We start from the raw sequence: 19,166 nt of genomic DNA, 5'->3' as shown, positions 1-19,166 counted from the left end.
CTTCACGAGCGCTGCCTGGGGCTCGGTCCCGGCTCACGACCGGTGGCTCACCAGCCCCAGCAGGTTGCCCTCCGAGTCGCGCACGAACGCCTGCAGCTCGTCGGTCCCCGCGGGCCCGAGCGTGTCGTCGTCGTGGCGGAAGATCGCGTGCGGCTCGGACTCGACGACGACCCCCGCCGCGCGCAGTCGCCCGACCGTGGCGTCGATGTCGGCCACCCGTAGGTAGAGCAACGCGCTCGGCGCGTTGACGTCGAGCAGCAGTCGGACGCCGTCGAGGTCGAAGAACAGGAGCCCCGGCGGGTCGAACCGTGCCGTCGGTGGCGCCCCGAGGAGGTCGGCGTAGAACGCGGCCGCCCGGTCCAGGTCGGTCGCACGCTGGGCGACCTGCACAAGATCCATGACCCCATGGTGGCCCTGTCTGAGGTACCTCAGGGCACCTCAGACGCACCTCAGACCAGATCCAGGCGACGTCGTGCCCCAGGACCCGTCGACCGACCGATCCGGCACCCCACCCCTCACGACGAAAGTCGTGGTTGTCATCACGACGTCGGGAACTTCCCGGCGGGTACCGAGGAGGAAGACCATGGCTGAATTCTGGGGAACCGCCCTCGACGGCGAGCTTGCGTACCGCCGTGACCGGATGTCGACCGCGCTCCGACGCCCTGCGCGACCGGACGAGGTCTCCCGGGTCGACGGGTCGCTTCGTCCTGCGCGATCTGCGCACCCTCGGATCAGTGCGGCGCGTGGGTGGCTGCTGCGAGGATCAGGAGCATGGCACGTGGCTCGATGAGCACCCCGTTCGTGGCACGCGCGCCGCAGGTCGCCCAGCTCACGCAGGCCCTGCGGCGCGCCGATGCCGGTCAGCCGACCGCGGTCCTCATCGCGGCGGACGCGGGCGTCGGGAAGACCCGCCTGCTGCGGCACGTGGCAGAGCTCGCGGAGGCTTCGGGCGCACGGGTCGTGGTTGCGCACTGCGTGGACCTGGGCGAGATCGGGCTGCCGTACCTGCCGTTCGCGGAGGCGCTCGCCCAGCTGCGGGCCCTCGATCCTGAGGCGGTGGACGCGGTCGTCGCCGACCGCCCCGCCCTGGCCCGCCTGCTCCCCGGTCCGACGAGCGCCGCCGGACCCCCTGACGACCAGTCGAGCCGGTTGCAGCTGTTCGACGGCCTGGTCGAGGCGCTCGGCGCTGTCGGCGTGCCGGAGCATCCCCTGCTGCTCGTCCTGGAGGACCTGCACTGGGCCGACGCATCCAGCCGCGACGTCCTGCGCTTCCTCATCTCGCGGCTGCGCGACCAGCACCTGGTGGTCGTCGCCAGCTACCGCACGGACGACCTCCACCGCAGGCACCCCTGGCGTCCGGTAGCGGCGGAGCTGGCCCGGCACCCGCGGGTCGAGCGGCTCGACCTGGCGCCGTTCACGGACGACGAGGTGCGTGAGTTCACGACCGTGCTCGCCGGTGCTCCGCTGGAGGAGCGCACGCTGCGGCGCGTCATCGACCGTTCCGAGGGCAACGCCTACTTCGCGGAGGAGCTGCTCGAGGCGGGGGCCGAGGCGGACGAGCTGCCGTGGTCGCTCGCGGACGTCCTGCGGTCGCGGCTGGAACAGCTCGACCCGTCCGTTCAGCGCCTCGCCCGGATCGCGTCCGCGGCGGGCCGACGCGTCTCCGAGCCGCTGCTGCGAGCCGTCGTGGCCGCAGACGCCGACCCGCTGCTCTCGGCGCCCGGCGCCTTCGACGCCGCCCTGCGCGAAGCGGTCGCCCACCACGTCCTGGGCGGCGAGGACGAGCGGATCGCCTTCCGGCACGCGCTGCTCGCGGAGGCCGTCTACGCCGACCTGCTGCCCGGCGAGCAGTCGGCGCTGCACCGCACCTACCTGCAGGTGCTGCGCGACGACCGCACGCTCGGACCGTGGTCGCAGCTCGCCTCGCACGCGCTGCGGGCCCCGGACCTGCCCACCGCCCTGCTCGCGTCGCTGGAGGCCGCGCACCAGGCGCGCGAGGTGCTCGCGCCGGCTGAGGAGGTGCGCCACCTCGAGGTCGTGCTGCGCCTGTGGGCCGCGGTTCCCGAGGTCACGGCGGGCCTGGACCACGACCATCCAGACGCCCTGAGCGCGGCCGCGGCGGCTGCGAGCCGGGCCGGGCAGGTGGACCGCGCGGCCCAGCTGACGCGCGCGGCGGTAGAGGAGACCGCCTCGGACATCGAGCGTCAGGCCATGCTCCGCACCGTGCTCTCGCGCCACCTGCTCGAGACGGATGACATCCCCGCCTCGCTGCGCGAGGCGTCGCTGGCACTGGAGGCGCTCCCGACCGGCAACACCTCAGCACGCGCCTGGGCGCTTGCCGCCTACGCCCGAGCCTCCATGAACGCCGACCTCGACGAGCAGGCTCTGGCCGCGGCCCAGGAGGCCGTCGAGGTGGCTCGTGCGGCAGGTGCGGCCGACGCCGAGAGCGACGCACTCACCTCGCTCGCGGTGCTCGTGGTCGACGACGCGGACCGCGCGGCCGAGCTGCTCGACACCGCGCTGACCCGGGCGCGGGAGGCGTGCGACTACGCCACCGAGCTGCGGACGCTCTACAACCTCACGTCCAACCGGTACTACGCGGGTGACCTGCCCGGGGCCGCCGCCCAGGCGGCCGAGGGTGTGCAGCGCGCCGGTGCCCTCGGCATGACGTGGAGCGCCTACGGCCTCGAGCTGCACATGTTCGTCAACCTGATCCGGTACGTGTCCGGGGACCTGAGCCCTGCAGGGCTGGGCGGGATCCCCGACGAGCTCGCGGACATCCTCAAGTCCCAGGCGCTGTACGCAGCGGTCGCGCGAGGCGACTCGGACGCCGTCGAGCGGGGCCTCGCACTGGAGCAGGTGTGGAACCGCGACGGGTTCATCGCGCTGGTCGCGGGCGGGTGCACGGTGGACGCGCTGACCTGGCGGGGCGACCTCCAGGGCGCCCTCGATCTCGCGGTGCGCCTGCTGGAGTACCTGTGGCGTGCGTGGTCGGACTACTTCCTCGGCGGCATCTGGCTCGTCGCGCTGGCGCTGGCCGCGCTGGCCGACCAGGCCCAGCAGGACCGGTTGCTGGGCAAGGACGTGTCCGGGGCGCTGGCCACCGGGAGCCGTCTGCTGTCCCGGGCGGTCGAGACCGCCGAGCGTGGCCGGCCCCGCGGTGGCCGCATGGGCCCGGAGGGCCGTGCGTGGCTCGCCCGGGTGCACGCCGAGCACTCGCGGCTCGTCGGCACCAACGACCCGGCGCTCTGGCGCGAGGCGATCGTCGAGTTCGACTACGGCTACCGGTACGAGCTGGCCCGCAGCCGGTTCCGGCTCGCCGAGGCGCTGCTCGAGACGGGTGACCGCGACGGAGCCCTCGTCGAGGCGGGGAACGCGCTCCGCGAGGCGGACGCGATGGGGGCCGTCCCGCTGGCCACGGCGGTGCGCGGGCTCGCGCGACGCGGTCGGCTGGACCTGCCGGGCGTCCGCACCACGGGGGCCGACGTGCTGACCGCGCGGGAGGCCGAAGTGCTCGCACTCGTGGCGCAAGGGCTGTCCAACCGGCAGATCGGCGAGAAGCTGTACATCTCGGGAAAGACCGTCTCCGTGCACATCTCGAACCTGCTGGCCAAGCTCGGGGTCTCGGGTCGGGCCGAGGCCGTCTCGGTGGCGCACCAGCGGGGCCTGATCGGTGTCGGCTGACCGGCTGGGCCGCTCGGCCCACCCCGCTGAGCGCGTCGAATACGTGGGCGGCTGTCGGACCCACGCCCTAGGTTGAGCAGCATGCCCCCGTCGAAGGTTCCTGCGGTCGAGCTCGAGGTGAACGGCCGTACGGTGCGCGTCAGCAGCCCGGACAAGGTCTACTTCCCCGAGCGCGGGCTGACCAAGCTCGACGTGGTGCAGTACTTCGTCTCGGTAGGGGACGGCATCCTCGGGGCGCTGCTCGATCGGCCGACCACCCTGGAGCGCTGGCCCAAGGGCGTGTTCGAGGGCGCCAAGCTGGCCACCCGGATGGACTCGACGGGCGACGCGTTCTACCAGAAGCGCGTCCCACAGGGCGCACCGGAGTACGTGAAGACCGCTCGGATCGCGTTCCCCAGCGGGCGCACGGCCGACGAGGTCGCGCCGAGCGAGCTGGCCGTGGTCGCGTGGGCCGCCAACCTCGGCACCCTGACGTTCCACCCGTGGCCGGTGCTCGGCGACGACGTCGACTCCCCCGACCAGATCCGTATCGACCTCGACCCGCAGCCAGGCACCGACTTCACCGACGCGGCCAGGGTGGCACCGCGTGTCCGTGAGCTCCTGCAGGAGTACGGCATGGAAGGGACGCCCAAGACGTCGGGCGGTCGCGGGATCCACGTCTTCGTGCCCATCGAGCCGCGCTGGTCGTTCGTCGAGGCCCGCCGAGCCACCATCGCCTTCGGCCGTGAGCTCGAGCGGCGCATGCCGTCCGACGTCACGATGAAGTGGTGGAAGGAGGAGCGCGGGCAGAAGATCTTCATCGACTACAACCAGATGGCCCGTGACCGCACGATCGCGTCCGCGTACTCGATCCGCACCAACCCGCGCGCCACCGTCTCGGCGCCCTTGCGCTGGGACGAGGTCGGCGACGTCGCGCCCGACGACTTCACCGTCACCACGATGCCGGCGCGGTTCGCCGAGGTGGGAGACCTCTTCGCGCCGCTCGTCGCCCGCGCGGCCCCGAGGTACTCGATCGAGACGCTGCTCGAGCTCGCAGACCGGCAGGAGGCCGAGGACGGCCTGGGCGACCTGCCTTACCCGCCGGAGTACCCGAAGATGCCGGGCGAGCCGAAGCGAGTGCAACCGAGCAAGGACCGTGACCGGCCCCGCGACGTCTGACGCGCGCGCCGCCGACGGCATCCTCTACGCGTCTGCCCGGGGCCGATGGGTCCTGCTCGCCACGGTGCTCGGTTCGGCCATCGCGTTCATCGACGCCACCGTCGTCACGATCGCCCTGCCGAACATCGCCGACGAGCTCGGCGCCACCACGGCGGACCTGCAGTGGACCGTCAACGCCTACGGCCTGACGCTCGCGGCGTTCCTGCTGCTGGGTGGGTCGCTGGGCGACCGGTTCGGTCGTCGGCGCATCTTCCTGTTCGGGGTCGTGTGGTTCGCGGTCGCATCGCTCCTCTGCGCCGTCGCGCCCACGGTCGGTCTGCTGGTCGCCGCGCGGGCGCTGCAGGGTGTCGGCGGCGCACTGCTCACACCCGGCTCCTTGGCGATCATCCAGTCCACCTTCACGGGCTCGGACCGTGGCCGCGCCATCGGGGCGTGGTCGGGGCTCGGGGGCATCGCGGGTGCGATCGCGCCGTTCCTGGGCGGTTGGATCGTCGAGGTCACGTCGTGGCGGTGGGTGTTCGGGATCAACCTGCCGCTCGCGGTGGTCGTGGTGGCGGTCACCATGCGGCACGTCCCCGAGAGCGCAGACGCCAACGCCTCCAAGAAGCTCGACGTCGTCGGTACCGTGCTCGGCGCCCTCGGCCTGGCCGGGCTGACGTACGGGTTCACCGCCTGGACCGAGTCCGGCACGCCTGACGCAGTCGTCGTCGGGACGTTGGCGTTCGGGGTCCTGGCGCTGGTCGCGTTCGCCTGGGTCGAGTCCCGTGCGGCGGCCCCGATCCTGCCGCCGGGCCTGTTCCGGTGGCGGCCGTTTGCCGGCACCAATGCCGCCACGCTGCTGATCTACGCCGCGATCTCGGGCATCTTCTTCTTCCTCGTCGTGACCCTGCAGGTCGTCGCCGGCTACTCCCCGCTCGCAGCCGGGCTCGCACCCCTGCCCGTCACCGTGCTCATGCTCGTGCTCTCGCCGCGCGCGGGCGCACTGAGCACGATCATGGGGCCGAAGATCCCGATGACCGTGGGACCGGCGGTCTGCGCCGCCGGCGTCGTGCTGCTGCTGGGCGTCAGGCCCGACACCCCGTACCTCACCCACGTGCTGCCCGGCATCGTGGTATTCGGCCTCGGGCTGTCCGCGACGGTCGCGCCACTGACGACGACCGCCCTCGCAGCCGCCCCCGACCACCTGGCCGGCGCGGCCAGCGGCGTCAACAACGCGGTCGCGCGCGTCGCCGGGCTGCTCGCGATCGCGGTGCTCCCCCTGGCCGCGGGGGTCGGCTCCTCACTCACCGACCCGACGACCCTCGAACCTGCCTACCGGGTCGCGATGCTGGCGTGCGCCGGGCTGCTCGCGGGCGGAGCGGTGATCTCGCTCCTCACTGTGCCGAGCACCGCCGACGCGGTCCGGCCCCCCGCCGAGACCTCGCCGACAGCAGGATCAAGTGCCTGACCGGCATCGGGCCCCCTCCGCATCGCCATCCTGCGAAGGGAGTGACGACCGCGCCGGCAGCGCACGGCGCTCAACCCGCGTAGTGCAGCTCCACGCGTCGGTTCGCCGCGCGGGCCAGGCCAGGGTTCTCGCCGGACTCGGACTCCTTCAGCTGCGTCTCACCGAAGCCCTGAGCGTTCAGCACCAGGTCAGGGCGGGCCGCCGCGATGACTGCGGCCACGGACTGGGCTCGGCGCGTCGAGAGGTCCAGGTTGTGCTCGGGGGTGTCGACGGAATCGGTGTGCCCGCCGATGTCGACCTGCGTACCGGCCGCGATTCCTACGACGAGCTCGGCGATCCTCGCCTGGGCGGGTGCGGCGATCTCGGCGCTGTCCGGCGTGAACAGGATGTCGGAGGTCAGCGTGACGACCGTCCCGGCGTCGACCTTCTCGGTCGTCTCGAGCGACTTGACCGCGCCCTCGGTCGAGTACGGAAGCACCGCCAGCCACGAGTCGAGAGTCGAGGCGTACTCCCTGACCGAGCGCTCGAGCTGGTCCGCGGTCGGCGCCGGCCGCCCGAGATCCTCGAGGGTCTGCCAGTCGTCGGTCGTCACGCTGGGTGCCGCCGGGCTTGCCGCCGCAGCCGGGTACGCACCGCACACCGCGAGCGTGCCGACGACGACGCCGAGCAGCGGCCCGGCCACACGTGCGACCCGCGCTCGGACCACGTCAGCCCTCATAGGTGATCGGCACGTTCTCGAACGACGCCCAGCCGTCCTGGAACTGCAGGTCCATCGTCGCGACCTCGTCCTGCGGCGCCGCGAACCACGCCTGGTAGCGGATCGACCCACCCGGCGTGGTGGAGGCGTACACCCGGTCCGTCGCCCAGTCCTGGCCCGTGTTGCTGAGGACGAAGTACTCCTTGAGGTGCTCGCGGTCGGTGAGCGTCGGCGTCCACCAGTCCGGGGTCGCGTCGGAGAGGTTCCACGTCTTCTCGGCCGCCTTCGAGGGCAGGTCCGGCGTGAAGACGGCCCGCAGCTCCATCGTCTCCCCGTGCACCGTGAGGGACTCGATCCCGACCCGGACGGTGTCCCCCGGCCGACCGGGGACGTCGTAGGTCGTCTCCGCGATCACATCGTCGGGATCGGCCTTGTCGACGGTGACGCCGGCGTCCTTGTCGACCTTCGCCGACGAGTCGCCCGAGTCCGCGGAGCTTGTCGCGGCCGGTGTCTCGTCACCGCCACCGTCGTCGCCCGTGCACCCACCCAGCAGCACGAGTGCCGCGAGCGCGGTCCCTGTCAGTACAAGCGCGCGCCTGTTGCCGCTCACATCAGCCCCCTCGGTCGGCCGCCCACCCTAGGCGATCGATGTCCGATCCGTCCCGGACTGAGCGTCAGCCGACGAACTCGAAGTGCCAGTACTCGGGATTCGACCCGTTGGAGTGAGCCCAGGAGGGTGACGTCCATCCGTATGCCGGTCCGTGCGTGATCAGCCAGTCGCGTTGAGGGGTGTCCCAGCCGTACTCGCAGGGCAGCTCCGGCACGTCGAGCGCGAGGCCGGTCCCGTGGGTCGAGGTTCCTGGGGTGGCCGCGACCGTCCCGAGCGCCGCCCGCATCGCAACCTGGGTGTCGTAGTCGCGGTAGGTCAGGTCGAGAGCGAGGTGGTGGCCGAACGCCGCTCGGAACGCCCGGTCGAGCCGCTCGAGGGCTGCCGCGGCGGCGCTGCGCAGGTAGTAGGGGGTGCCGTGCGGGTCGGTGGCCCAGGAGATCGCGGTCAGCGCGCTCGGCGGGAGCTTGCCGTTCGAGCCGTCGCCCCCTTCGGTGGGTGGTGACGTGTAGAACGGCGGGCCGGTGTACGTGGTCTCGCACGAGGGTGCCTCGGTCGCAGGCGTGGGGGTCGCCGGCTTGGTGGCCCGGGGCTTGGGGCTCGCGGCCTTCGCGGCAGCGAGGGCTGCTTGCTGCTGCGCCCAGGCGCCGTGCGAGGCGACGACGGCTGCGCTCCCCGCGGCGAGTGCGACGGCCATCTCGCGCAGGGCCGCCGCACTGACGGCTACGGGCGTGGAAGCACCAGGCGTGGGGGCCGACGAGGGAGCCGTCGCGGAGGACGGTGCCGGGCTCACCGACGAGACCGCCGCTGGAACCGCTGCCAGCAACGCATCTGCCGCGGCGACCTGTGCGGCGAGCGCCTCCCGGACGGTCCCGTCGGTGACCTGCCCGTCGGTCGCCCCGAGGGTGCTGCGGGCGGCGTCGGCGCTGCCCTGCAGATCGTCGCGAGCCCCGGCGAGCACCGAGGCTGCCTGCGCACGCTCGACCTCGACGTCGTGTCCTACGGCGGCATGACCGTCGGACACCTGCGCGTCGACGACCGCGGCGGTGCGGTTCACGGCTCGCGCGTGTGCGGCCGCGGCATCGTCCTGGTGCGAGTCCCACGCCCAGGCACCACCGGCGGCACCGGCAACCAGGACGGTGGTCACGACGGCGACGATGCTGCGCGAGGGTCGGCGCATGTCAGTGCTCCGGGGACGGCCGGAGGGGACGAGACAGGCACGTCCCCGCGTCAGGACAGGCTAACCGCGAAGGCCGCGAGCGCCACCCCTCGGGATGTCCCGTGGCGGGTGCTCGGCGAGGTGCGCGACGGGACATAGGGTGCACGTCGGACATGCCCTTCCACCAGGGGTGTGACGCACCGGGTGGAATCGCGACCACCACTCAAGGAGCAGGTCAGCGTGGTCGATCCCGCCCGCATGACGGATGCACGCCCGACGCTGCCCACCTCCGCGTCCGGCTCCGTCGACATCGCACCCGGTATCCGCACGCTGCTGCCGGCCGAGCTCGGTTACCTCGCGCGAGCGCGGGCCCACCTCGCTGGTGCCGGAATCGACGTGAAGGACCCCGCTGCACTCGGCGCGCTCCTGCACCGCGCTCGGACCGCGTGGGCCTCGGCCCCACCCGCGGCACCTCCGACGGCTCTGGTCCTCGCTCTCGGCGTAGGCGTCGGCGACCTGCTGATCGCGCGCGTCCCAGGCGCCCGGTGGGCGCTGCACACCGGCTCGGCCGACCCCACGCCGACCGTCGTGTCGGCCTCCGGGCTGGACGCCGCACTTCCCCTGACGGACGTCCGTGCGCGCTGGATGACCGGCTGCACACCCGAGTGGGTCGGCGAGTACGTCGCGAGCGCGGCGGCGCACCTGGTCGTCGGGGGTGTGCCGGGCACATCGGTGCCTCCCACACCTGCCGCGGCGGACCTGGACGCGGTCCCGCATCCGCGCCGTGGCGCCGACGACCTGCCTCGCAGTCCCGCCGAGCTGCCGCACCCCCCGTCGTCCGCGGCCCAGGACATCGCGCTGGGTGCCCTCGAGCGCGCACTCGACCTCGTCCTGACCACGCCGGCCGACATGCACCCGTTCGGGCTGGTCGACGGCGGCTCAGGTCCGCAGGTCCGCGGCTTCGGCGGCGACCCGGCGCAAGCCCAGCAGGCCGCGCGCGACTGGGTCCGCTCCTCGGGAGCCGCGCGGGGCGCCGTCGCCTGGTACGGGTCGCTGCGCACCGCGGAGACCGGCGACGCGCCCGCGGTCCTGGTGGAGGCCTCCGACGCGCACAGGCCGAGCCTCGTCGTCGCACATCGCTTCGCGCCCGCCACACCAGCAGGGCAAGGCCGTGCGCGCCCTGCCCGACCCCTCGGCGAGCCGATCATCCTCGGTCAGGGCGACGCGCTCCTCTGAGGTCAGCGACGAGTCCCCGGGAACGGTGCACCAGCACCACCCGTTGAACGAGACCTACGTCACTCGACCCCGGAGGCACCGTGGGCGTCCCCGTCACCACAGTCGACCCGTCGCTGCCGACGGTCACCGCTCCCCCGTCGCCGGCATCGACGGCCTTCTCGCAGGACTCCTCGTTCACGGAGGAGCTTGACCGGCAGATCGCCTCGTACGTCGAGCTCGGCATCCCGGGGCTGCTCGGGATCGAGGAGCCGACGTTCCGCGAACGCCTGCAGGCGCTGCGTGCGGCGCCTCCGCAGCAGGCCGAGCCGTCGACCGTCGAAGGCGATGCGGTGCCGTTCGTGCTGGTGGTGCCGGGTCTCGACGTCAACGACGTGGCTCCCGCGATGCGCCGGGGCGGCCGGCTCGGCGTCAGCGTGATCGACCGGGACGAGGCGCCCACCTACAGGCCGCTGGTCGAGGTGCCCGACGGGCCGTACCTGCTGTGGGGAATCGACACGGGGTCCGAGTTCTGCAACGTGACGCCGGAGTCCGCGCTGGCGGCGATCACCCATCGCGGCCGGACGCCGCTGACCATCGACGAAGGCGTCGCGCTCACGGTGGTGCGCCCGGACATGCTCCGACCGAACAAGTGCTTCTCGCTCATGGGCTCGCGCACGGGGACCAACCAACGGGTCCCCGCGGTCTGGATCAGCGAGCGCCGCGCCAAGCTCGGCTGGTGCTGGGACCGCAACCCGCACACCTGGCTCGGCGCAGCCTCGGCGTCCGGGCGGATCGGCCTCTAGTCTCAGCGCATGCGCTTCCGGACGGTTCTCGAGCTGAGCGGCAAGACGGCAACCGGCATGCCAGTGCCCGCGGAGGTCGTCGAGGCGATGGGCCGCGGCGCCCGCTTCCCGGTCGTCGTGACGATCAACGGGTACTCCTACCGCAGCACGGTCACCCCGTACGGCGGTCGGACGCTCCTACCGGTCAGCGCAGAGAACCGCGCGGGCGCCGGGATCGCGGCGGGCGAGGAGGTCGACGTCGACATCGAGTTCGACGACGAGCCGCGCACCATCGCCGTCCCGGACGATCTCGCCGCCGGCCTCTCGGACACCGGCAAGGCTGCGCTCGAGGCACTGTCGTTCAGCCGCAAGCGCGCGATCATCGAACCGATCGAGGCCGCCAAGACGCCCGAGACCCGGGCCCGCCGGATCGCGAAGGCCGTCGAGGAGCTCGGCTAGGCCGACGGCGCAGGGACTGTCGCGCGAGACCGACCCGGGAGCCATCAACCGGGTCAGAACGCGTCCGAGGCTCGACGTGGTCCGGAGCAGCAGAGCAGCGTGCACGGCTCGGAAGCGCCGGCAGGTGACCAGCACGTGCGCACGACGGCCAACCGACGACGAGGGTCGTCAGGACTCCGGAGCCGACGCGCGATCATGACGGCGACGAGACCAAGCACCGCACCCACGAGCGCGGCGGGGACACCGATGATGACGGTGAACGCCAGCAGCATCACCACGACCCGGGGGAGCGCCTCCGGGTCGGTGAGCACGGAGGACGGCGCCAGCAGCACCGCCGAGAGCGTGGCGGGCAGGAGCAGCCCGGCGAGCGACCACCACCCGACCGTCCTCGCGTCCCGTGCCCACTCGGACCTGCCGGTCTTGACCAGCGCGCCACCCGACTCTTCCACGAGGGCGACCCTACGTGCTGCGCCACTGGCTACGTCTGCGCCCGGACGGGGTACCAGCGGGACCCGAACCGTCTCGTCACGGACCGCCCGCTGATCTCCGCGAGCTCGTCGAGGCGTGCCAGCACCGCCCAGCCGATCCGCCGCGCGTACTGGTCGTCCGCGGCCTCGAACCGGACCGTCACACGCGCCTGACCACGTACGACGCTGACGTCGAACGCCTCGACCGTGGTGAACGACTCGGCCACGAGCACCGCCTGCGGGAGCACGTCCGGGGCGTCCACACCAGGCTGCAGAAGCCCGACGACGGCGCTCACACGGTAGGACGGCACGGGAGCACGGTACGCAACGAGCAAGCACGCTCGGGCCGGGTGCCACCGGACCGCGCGCCTGGCTCGGATGAGGCCCCGATCCATCACGCTGCGCCCCTCTGGCCCCGAGAGGCGCTATAACTCGAGGCCAACGACCCTCCACGGTGCCCGAAATGTCATCCTTGACCCGGTTTCCCCAAGCGCCGACGCTGGATACGGCACCGCGCCATCGTTTCGACGCTCAGACGAGGACGTCAACGTGAGCCGCATGCAGCGCACAGCCGCGCCTCTCATCCTGGCGCTGCTCCTGGTCGGCTGCGCCGGCCCTGCTGAAGGGAACGCGGCTCTCGCGCCCGGGCACGCGGTCCGAGCCGAAGCCGTCGCGGACACGACCGCGGCCGTCGCGGCGTGGGAACCGACCCCGCCATCGCCACCATGGCCACCCCCAGGACCGCCGGTGTACGCGGCGACACCTGGCCTGTCATGCACAGCGCCGTGGGTGCCCGTCTACCTGCTGTTCGGCACGTACGACGGCGCCCGGGCGGCAGATGGGATGACGGTCTGCTGGGACCAGGCCAGCGCCAGCGTCTACATCCGCAACGACACGGACCGCCTGTGGCTGCTGACCACGCCGAACGCCCGGTTCGCGCGCACACCCGACGTCGAGGAGCTGGCCTACCAGACGGTGTCCGCCGCCCAGAGGCTTCCCGGCATCCCGATCCGGGTCGGCGCCGCGCTGTACCTGAACATTGCCCCCGCCGCGCTGCAGGTGCGGCTCGATCCGGCCGCGAGCGCGGCGCTCACCCAGTACGACGGCTGGGTGGCCAACGCCCGCGCCAAAGGGATCTCGCTGAGCGCCCTCATCCTGGTCAAGACCAACTCAGACATCCTGAAGCTCATCGGTGGCTGCTTGGGCACCACGTACGGCATCGTCACCCAAGCCCTCAAGAATCGGCCGAACGCCACCCCGCAACCGGCCGACGACGTGCTCAAGGCCGCGTTCAGCCTCTCGAAGAGCACCACCAAGTGCGCCAAGGCGTACGAGACCTTCAAGGAATCCAAATCGAAGGCGGTGGCGCCATACCTGGCACTCGAGGACGTCGAGCTCAAGGTGCGCACGGCGGCGCCCGAAGCTGCGCTGGTCACGGAGATCAAGGAGTACCCGTGGGCGAGGCTCGTGCGAATGGCGGCTCGCTTTCACGGGTAGTGCGAACGGGTAGGTGCCTCGAGGCGCCGATCAGTGCGCCAGGAGGGCGGAGAGCAGCTCGCGCATCGGCCCGGCCAGCTCTGGCGCACCGGCCGAGGTCAGGGGCTCCATCGCTGTCCAGGTCCGCACGATCGAGATCCCGAAGGCCGCCGCGACGACGAGCTGTGCGCCGAGCAGCGACCGCTCGTGACCGGCGTCCTCCGGGCGGCCCCCCGCGATCGCCGCGAGACGCTCGGCGAACGACTGGAGCGTTCGTGACCGGATCAGCTCGGCGCGTTCGTCGCCCGACGTGCGCATGAGCAGCAGCAGCTGGTTCGGCCGGTCCGCAGGATCTGGCCCGGTCATCTGCTGGACCATCCGTGCAGCCACCTGGTCGAGCGTGACCTCCTCTGCGAGCGAGCGCTCGAGCTCGTCGGCGGCACCCATGAGGCAGGCCTCGAACAGACCCTCCTTCGAGGTGAAGTAGCGGTTGATGAGGGCGACGTTGACGCCGGCGTCGTCGGCGATGTGACGGACCGTCGTCGCGGCGTACCCCTCGGTAGCGAACCGCCGCCGGCCCGCAGCGAGCAGCAGCTGGCGGGTGCCGTCGGCGTCGCGGCGCCTCGGCGACGTGTGCGCGTCGTCGTCACTCATCTCGTTCCTCCCGGTCGCTGCGACACCATAGTCGGCGGCCAGTGTGATGTAAACACGTGTTGACTTTGCCGGTTGCCCTGGGGTACTAATAGGTCAACAACCGTTTACATCGAGCTGCAGGGATGTCATGCCGCACACCACCACGGAGGCCGCGCTCGCAGCCTCGACCACCGGCACGGGGCGCCCCGGCACCCGGTTCCTGGTCCTCTACCTGTCCCTGGGCGGCCTCGCGTTCGCGGTGCTGCAGTCCCTCGTCGCGCCAGCCCTTCCGGTCCTCGCCAGCGATCTCGGTGTCTCGACCGCCGACGCGAGCTGGATCCTCACGGCCTACCTGCTGGCCGCCTCGGTCCTCACCCCGATCCTCGGTCGCCTCGGCGACATGGTCGGCAAGCGCCGGGTCCTCATCGGCGTGCTCGCCGCGCTCGCCGTCGGCACCCTGGTCGCCGCACTGGCGCCGAACCTCGGCGTCCTGATCGTCGCCCGCGTGCTGCAGGGGTCCGCCGGAGCCATCCTCCCGCTGTCGATCGGCATGGTCCGCGACGAGCTCCCGCGCGAGAAGGTCAGCGTCACCGTCGGCCTGTTGTCCGCCATCTTCGGGGTCGGCGCCGGCGTCGGCATCGTGGCGGCGGGTCCCATCGTCGAGAACCTGTCCTGGCACTGGCTCTTCTGGCTGCCGCTGGTCCTCGTCGTCATCGCGCTGCTCGGTGCGATCTTCGGCATGAAGGAGTCGCCCGTGCGCACGCCGGGCCGGCTCGACACCGTCGGCGCGTCCATCCTGACCGTCGGCCTCGTGTCCCTTCTGCTCGCCATCAGCAAGGGGCAGGCCTGGGGCTGGTTCGAGACGAAGACCACCACGCTCTTCCTGCTCGGCGTCGTCGCGCTCGTCGCATTCGTCCTGGTCGAGCTGCGCGTCAGCCAGCCGCTGATCGACGTCCGGCTCCTGAAGAACCGCGGCGTGTGGGCCACCGACCTCGTCGCGCTCGCCCTCGGTTTCGCGATGTTCGGCACGTTCCTGCTCGTCCCCACCCTGCTCGAGCTGCCGACCGCCCTGGGCTTCGGCTTTGGCAAGACCGTGTCGCAGGCGGGCCTGTTCCTGCTGCCGACCGTCCTGATGATGGTCGTGTTCGGTCCGCTGTCCGGGATGCTCGACCGCAAGTTCGGCCCCAAGGTGCCGCTGTTCCTCGGCACGTCGTTCGTCGTGCTCGGCTTCGCGCTCCCCGCCGTCGCCCACGACCAGCTCTGGCACATCGTCGCGTCCGGCCTGATTACCGGTGCCGGCATCGGACTCGCCTTCGCCGCCATGGCGAACGCGATCATCGAGAGCGTCCCTGCCGCGCAGACCGGCGAGGCAACCGGCGTCAACGCCATCGCACGAACGATCGGTAGCAGCATCGGCACGGCGGTCGTCGCGGCCGTCATCACGTCGCAGAGCACGCCCGAGGGTTTGCCCACGAACCAGGCGTTCACCGCCGGCTTCTGGGTCTGCGCGGGTGTCGCGGTCCTCGCGGTCGTCGCGTCGCTCGCGCTCCCGTCGGCACGCCACCGTCGACAGGCGGCCCTGACGGCCGGGGTCGACGACCTGCCGCCCGAGCCGGTCGAGCTGCACCTGCCGCACGCGCACCACTGACCGACCCGCTCGACGAAGGCCCGGAACCGCCACGGTTCCGGGCCTTCGTGTTTCCCTCCGAGGGGTGGGAGATCCCTAGCCACTCGTCGGCCGGGCCGGCCGGCCCCGCGTCGCCGATAGCCCTGGTCACCGTGCAGTCACGCGCGTGATCTCGGGCTATGGCGTCGACGGCGCCACGCCGGGGACGGCACGATGCGCGGATGGGGACGACGAGCAGGTCGCGGGTTCGCTGGCTGCGCTACGGCGCCCTCGTCGCGTTCGGGATCGGGTTCGGGTACGTCGAGGCGGCGGTGGTCCACTACCTACGTCTGGCACTGGGCTCGCAGTTGGACTACGAGGTGCCGGTGCGGCGCGTCTACCTCGATCTGGGCCTGATCCGGTTCGTCGACCCGGTGCACACGATGCTCGTCGACCCGGACCTGGCGCGCGCCGAGACCGCGCGGGAGGCCGCCACCATCCTCATGCTCGCCGGGGTCGCGGTTCTGGCGGGGCGCCGCCTGTGGCACGGCGTCGCGGCGTTCTTCATCGCGTTCACCGTCTGGGACCTCACGTACTACCTCTTCTTGTGGGTGCTCACCGGGTGGCCGACGAGCCTGCTGGACACCGACGTCTTCTTCCTCATCCCCGTGCCGTGGCTGGGTCCCGTCGCCACGGCCGTGACCGCGTCGACGGCAGTGCTCGCGGCGGCATCGTGGTGGTACCTGCGTCCGGCCGCGTGGGCGGACCGGTCCGGCGAGCAGACGGCACCGACTGGGGCCTCGACGCCCGGCTCGTGACGGTCGCGCAGGACCACCGACCCGACGGTTCCAGCCCGGTCGCGCCTGTCGTACGGTGGGCGGGAACGTCTTTCCGATGACGGAGGGCACGCCGTGGAGAAACCGATGGCGCAGCTCGGACGGATCTCGATGGCGGGTCTGCCGTCAGCTGCCGTCAGGGTGCTGGGGCTCCCCTGTCCCCCGGACGCATGACCGCCGTCGAGCACGAGACCGCGACCGGTGGTGGGAACGCCGTCGCGAAGATGACCCTTCCCACGCTGACCGCGATGGTCGTCGGCGGGATGGTCGGTGCGGGTGTGTTCTCGCTGCCTGCGCGCTTCGCGGTCGCCACCGGCGTGCTGGGTTCGCTGATCGCGTGGGCGGTCGCCGGCGCCGGCATGCTGATGCTGGCCTTCGTGTTCCAGAACCTCGCGATCCGCAAGCCGAACCTGGACTCCGGTGTGTTCATCTACGCCAAGGCCGGCTTCGGCGACTACGCCGGTTTCAACTCGGCGATCGGCTTCTGGGCCTCGACGATCGCCGGGAACACCTTCTACTGGGTGTTCATCACCGCGACGCTGGGCACCTTCGTGCACGCGTTCGGCGATGGCGACACGGTGCTGGCTGTCGCCGTGTCCACCGTCGGCGTATGGGTCTTCCACTACTTCGTCGCCCGCGGCGTGCGCGACGCCGCGATCATCAACCGGATCGTGACGGTCTTCAAGATCCTTCCGATCGCCACGTTCATCGTCGTCCTGCTCCTCAGCTGGGACGCCGGGGTGTTCAGCGACAACTTCTACGCCTACGACCTCGGATCGATGGGCGAGCAGGTCAAGAACACGATGGTCATCACGACGTTCGTGTTCCTGGGCATCGAGGGCGCGAGCGTCTACTCCCGCTACGCCAGGAAGCGAGAGGACGTCGGCCGGGCGACCGTCCTCGGCTTCCTGTCGGTGCTGTCGCTGTTCGCCCTCGTCACGCTCTCGTCGTACGCGGTCATGCCTCGCGCCGAGATCGCCGAGACGCGTCAGCCGTCCATGATCGGTGTCTTCGAGTCGGTCGTCGGGCCGTGGGGGCAGACGTTCATCAGCGTCGGCGTCATCGTCTCGGTGCTCGGCGCGTACCTCGCGTGGACCCTCATGGCGGCGGAGGTCCTGTACCAACCGGCACGCAACGAGGACCTCCCCGAGTTCCTCGGCCGGGAGAACGCGGTCAAGACGCCGATCACGGCCCTGGTGGTGACGTCGATCGCGGTCCAGTCCCTGCTCATCCTGACGCTGTTCGTGTCCGACGCGCTGAACTTCATGCTCGACCTGTGCACGAGCCTGGCGCTCATCCCGTACTTCCTCGCGGCGGCGTACGCCCTCAAGCTCGCACTATCGGGGGAGAGCTACGAGGCCGCCTCACCACGGGCGCAACGCAAGGAAGCGATCATCGCCGGCATCGCGACGGGCTACACGGTGTTCCTGTTCGTCGCGGCCGGACTCAAGTTCCTGCTGCTCTCGACCGTCATCCTCGCCCCGCTGACGCTGCTGTACGTCAAGGCCCGCAGCGAGCGTGGCCGACGCCTCTTCACCCCCACCGAGATCGTGCTCTGCGCCGTGATCGTCCTGGCCGCGAGCATCGGCGTGATCGGGCTGTGGACCGGTCGCATCGCCATCTGAGCCTCTGCACGCGGTCAACGGAAAGGACACACCATGAGCCAGACCGTCCCTGCGACGCTCGGCGTGCACTCCGAGGTGGGGCGACTGCGCAAGGTCCTGGTCTGCGCACCGGGTCTCGCTCACCGGCGGCTGACCCCCACCAACGCCGACGACCTGCTCTTCGACGACGTGATGTGGGTTGAGAACGCGCAGCGCGACCACGCCGACTTCGTCAACAAGCTCGTCCAGCGTGGTGTCGAGGTCCTCGAGCTGCACGCCGTCCTCGCGCAGACGCTGGCGGTCCCCGGCGCGCGCGACTGGCTCCTGGACCGCAAGGTCGTCGCCAACCGCGTCGGTCTGGGCCTGATGGACGGCACACGGTCCTACCTCGAGAGCGTCGACGACCGCTTCCTGGCGGAGCTGCTCATCGGCGGGTTGTCCACGCACGACGTCCCGGACGACTTCCTGGGCGGGTACCTGGCGTTGGCGCGTGAAGCGACCGGCGCGCGCGAGTACCTGATGCCGCCGCTGCCGAACACCCTCTACACCCGGGACACCACGTGCTGGCTGTACGACGGCCTGACCATGAACCCGCTGTACTGGCCCGCCCGCCAGGACGAGACCCTGCTGTACAAGGCGATCTACGAGTTCCACCCGGACTTCGCCGGCTCCACCGTCTGGTGGGGGGACGCCGAGCAGGACTGGGCGCAGGCGACGTTCGAGGGCGGCGACATCATGCCGGTCGGCAACGGGGTCGTGCTGATGGGCATGAGCGAGCGGACCTCGCGGCAGGCCATCACCCAGGTCGCCGCTGCCCTCTTCGCGCAGGGTGCCGCGACGAAGGTCATCGTCGCCGGGATGCCGAAGCTCCGCTCGGCCATGCACCTGGACACCGTCTTCACGTTCGTCGACCTCGACGTCGTGACGCTGTACCCGCTGATCATGTCGGCCGTGCACACGTTCACGCTGCTGCCCTCGGACACGGCTCCGGGTGTCCAGATCGTCGACGAGGGCTCGACACCGTTCGTCGACGTCGTCGCACGGGCTCTGGGACTGCCGTCGCTGCGCGTCATCGAGACCGGCGGTGACGTCTACCAGTCGGAGCGCCAGCAGTGGGACAGCGGCAACAACGCCGTCGCACTGGAACCCGGTGTGGTGTTCACCTACGACCGCAACACGTTGACCAACACGCTGCTGCGCAAGGCCGGGATCGAGGTGGTCACGATCGTGGGCGCAGAGCTGGGCCGCGGCCGCGGCGGGGGCCACTGCATGACCTGCCCGATCGTGCGCGACCCGGTCGAGCTCTAGGGTCGCCCGACGACGCACGCCGTCGGGT

The 19,166-nt window shown here is 71.5% G+C and carries 18 protein-coding genes; 11 read left to right on the top strand and 7 right to left on the bottom strand.

Translation table 11 applies throughout. From position 1 onward, the window contains the following. Positions 1-33 precede the first annotated feature (33 nt). Positions 34-399 (bottom strand): VOC family protein, encoded by a 366-nt coding sequence (locus N553_RS0108455; RefSeq protein ID WP_028046149.1) that lies wholly within the window; start codon positions 397-399, stop codon positions 34-36. Between the two features lie 387 nt (positions 400-786). Here N553_RS0108455 and N553_RS25820 point away from each other — a divergent pair, with 387 nt between their 5' ends. The 3 genes from N553_RS25820 (at position 787) to N553_RS21860 (ending at position 6,289) form a co-directional block, all read left to right on the top strand. Then, entirely contained in the window at positions 787-3,684 is a 2,898-nt protein-coding gene (locus N553_RS25820) for a helix-turn-helix transcriptional regulator (protein WP_028046148.1), read from the top strand. An 81-nt stretch (positions 3,685-3,765) separates the two neighbouring features. Beyond that, entirely contained in the window at positions 3,766-4,842 is a 1,077-nt protein-coding gene (ligD, locus tag N553_RS0108445; RefSeq protein ID WP_028046147.1) for a non-homologous end-joining DNA ligase, read from the top strand. After that, positions 4,820-6,289 (top strand): MFS transporter, encoded by a 1,470-nt coding sequence (locus N553_RS21860; protein WP_051639925.1) that lies wholly within the window; start codon positions 4,820-4,822, stop codon positions 6,287-6,289. The genes ligD and N553_RS21860 overlap by 23 nt, the downstream gene beginning before the upstream one ends. 70 nt (positions 6,290-6,359) lie before the next feature. Here the strand turns inward: N553_RS21860 and N553_RS24220 are convergent, their stop codons facing one another. The 3 genes from N553_RS24220 to N553_RS24215 form a co-directional block, all read right to left on the bottom strand. Continuing rightward, positions 6,360-7,007 (bottom strand): OmpA family protein, encoded by a 648-nt coding sequence (locus N553_RS24220; RefSeq protein ID WP_081844424.1) that lies wholly within the window; start codon positions 7,005-7,007, stop codon positions 6,360-6,362. Next, the gene (locus N553_RS0108430) at positions 6,997-7,596 is read right to left on the bottom strand and encodes a hypothetical protein (RefSeq protein ID WP_028046146.1); all 600 of its coding nucleotides are present in this window, start codon (positions 7,594-7,596) and stop codon (positions 6,997-6,999) included. The genes N553_RS24220 and N553_RS0108430 overlap by 11 nt, the downstream gene beginning before the upstream one ends. Positions 7,597-7,660: 64 nt before the next feature. Next, complete coding sequence (locus N553_RS24215; RefSeq protein WP_051639923.1) at positions 7,661-8,773, bottom strand: D-alanyl-D-alanine carboxypeptidase family protein; 1,113 nt, start codon at positions 8,771-8,773, stop codon at positions 7,661-7,663. Positions 8,774-8,992: 219 nt separating this feature from the next. On the opposite strand from N553_RS24215, the gene N553_RS0108420 reads away from it, so the two are divergent. From N553_RS0108420 to N553_RS0108410, 3 genes are all read left to right on the top strand, one after another. Continuing rightward, complete coding sequence (locus tag N553_RS0108420) at positions 8,993-9,988, top strand: DUF3806 domain-containing protein (RefSeq protein ID WP_028046145.1); 996 nt, start codon at positions 8,993-8,995, stop codon at positions 9,986-9,988. Between the two features lie 80 nt (positions 9,989-10,068). Then, a complete protein-coding gene (locus tag N553_RS25355) occupies positions 10,069-10,770 on the top strand; it encodes a DUF5701 family protein (protein ID WP_051639922.1) in 702 nt (233 codons plus the stop codon). A gap of 9 nt (positions 10,771-10,779) precedes the next feature. After that, positions 10,780-11,208, top strand: a complete 429-nt coding sequence (locus N553_RS0108410) for a YdeI/OmpD-associated family protein (RefSeq protein ID WP_028046143.1) — start codon at positions 10,780-10,782, stop codon at positions 11,206-11,208. Between the two features lie 53 nt (positions 11,209-11,261). Here N553_RS0108410 and N553_RS0108405 read toward each other — a convergent pair whose 3' ends face one another. Together N553_RS0108405 and N553_RS0108400 are read right to left on the bottom strand one after the other, a co-directional pair. Then, positions 11,262-11,657 (bottom strand): hypothetical protein, encoded by a 396-nt coding sequence (locus tag N553_RS0108405; protein ID WP_028046142.1) that lies wholly within the window; start codon positions 11,655-11,657, stop codon positions 11,262-11,264. A 29-nt stretch (positions 11,658-11,686) separates the two neighbouring features. Beyond that, positions 11,687-11,986: a hypothetical protein gene (locus tag N553_RS0108400; RefSeq protein ID WP_028046141.1), complete on the bottom strand. Its 300-nt coding sequence runs from the start codon at positions 11,984-11,986 to the stop codon at positions 11,687-11,689. A gap of 478 nt (positions 11,987-12,464) precedes the next feature. Here N553_RS0108400 and N553_RS0108395 point away from each other — a divergent pair, with 478 nt between their 5' ends. Next, positions 12,465-13,172 (top strand): hypothetical protein, encoded by a 708-nt coding sequence (locus N553_RS0108395; protein ID WP_034620879.1) that lies wholly within the window; start codon positions 12,465-12,467, stop codon positions 13,170-13,172. A 30-nt stretch (positions 13,173-13,202) separates the two neighbouring features. On the opposite strand, the gene N553_RS0108390 is transcribed toward N553_RS0108395, so the two are convergent. Next, on the bottom strand, positions 13,203-13,805 hold the full coding sequence (locus N553_RS0108390; protein WP_081844421.1) for a TetR/AcrR family transcriptional regulator: 603 nt from the start codon (positions 13,803-13,805) through the stop codon (positions 13,203-13,205). A gap of 127 nt (positions 13,806-13,932) precedes the next feature. Between N553_RS0108390 and N553_RS0108385 the strand changes: the two genes are divergently transcribed. The 4 genes from N553_RS0108385 to N553_RS0108370 all read left to right on the top strand — a co-directional run bounded on the left by N553_RS0108385 (position 13,933) and on the right by N553_RS0108370 (position 19,138). After that, a complete protein-coding gene (locus N553_RS0108385) occupies positions 13,933-15,432 on the top strand; it encodes an MFS transporter (protein ID WP_028046138.1) in 1,500 nt (499 codons plus the stop codon). Positions 15,433-15,632: 200 nt separating this feature from the next. Beyond that, positions 15,633-16,208 carry a hypothetical protein gene (locus N553_RS21845; protein ID WP_051639921.1) on the top strand — a complete coding sequence of 192 codons (576 nt, stop codon included), beginning with the start codon at positions 15,633-15,635 and terminating at the stop codon, positions 16,206-16,208. Between the two features lie 188 nt (positions 16,209-16,396). Further along, on the top strand, positions 16,397-17,851 hold the full coding sequence (locus N553_RS0108375; RefSeq protein WP_028046137.1) for a basic amino acid/polyamine antiporter: 1,455 nt from the start codon (positions 16,397-16,399) through the stop codon (positions 17,849-17,851). Positions 17,852-17,884: 33 nt separating this feature from the next. Next, entirely contained in the window at positions 17,885-19,138 is a 1,254-nt protein-coding gene (locus N553_RS0108370; RefSeq protein ID WP_028046136.1) for an arginine deiminase, read from the top strand. Positions 19,139-19,166 lie beyond the last annotated feature (28 nt).

The sequence above is a fragment of the Cellulomonas sp. URHE0023 genome, assembly GCF_000688475.1.
Taxonomy (GTDB): domain Bacteria; phylum Actinomycetota; class Actinomycetes; order Actinomycetales; family Cellulomonadaceae; genus Cellulomonas.
Note: the sequence above shows the minus strand (reverse complement) of the source record. Positions and strands in the feature narration are given on the sequence as shown.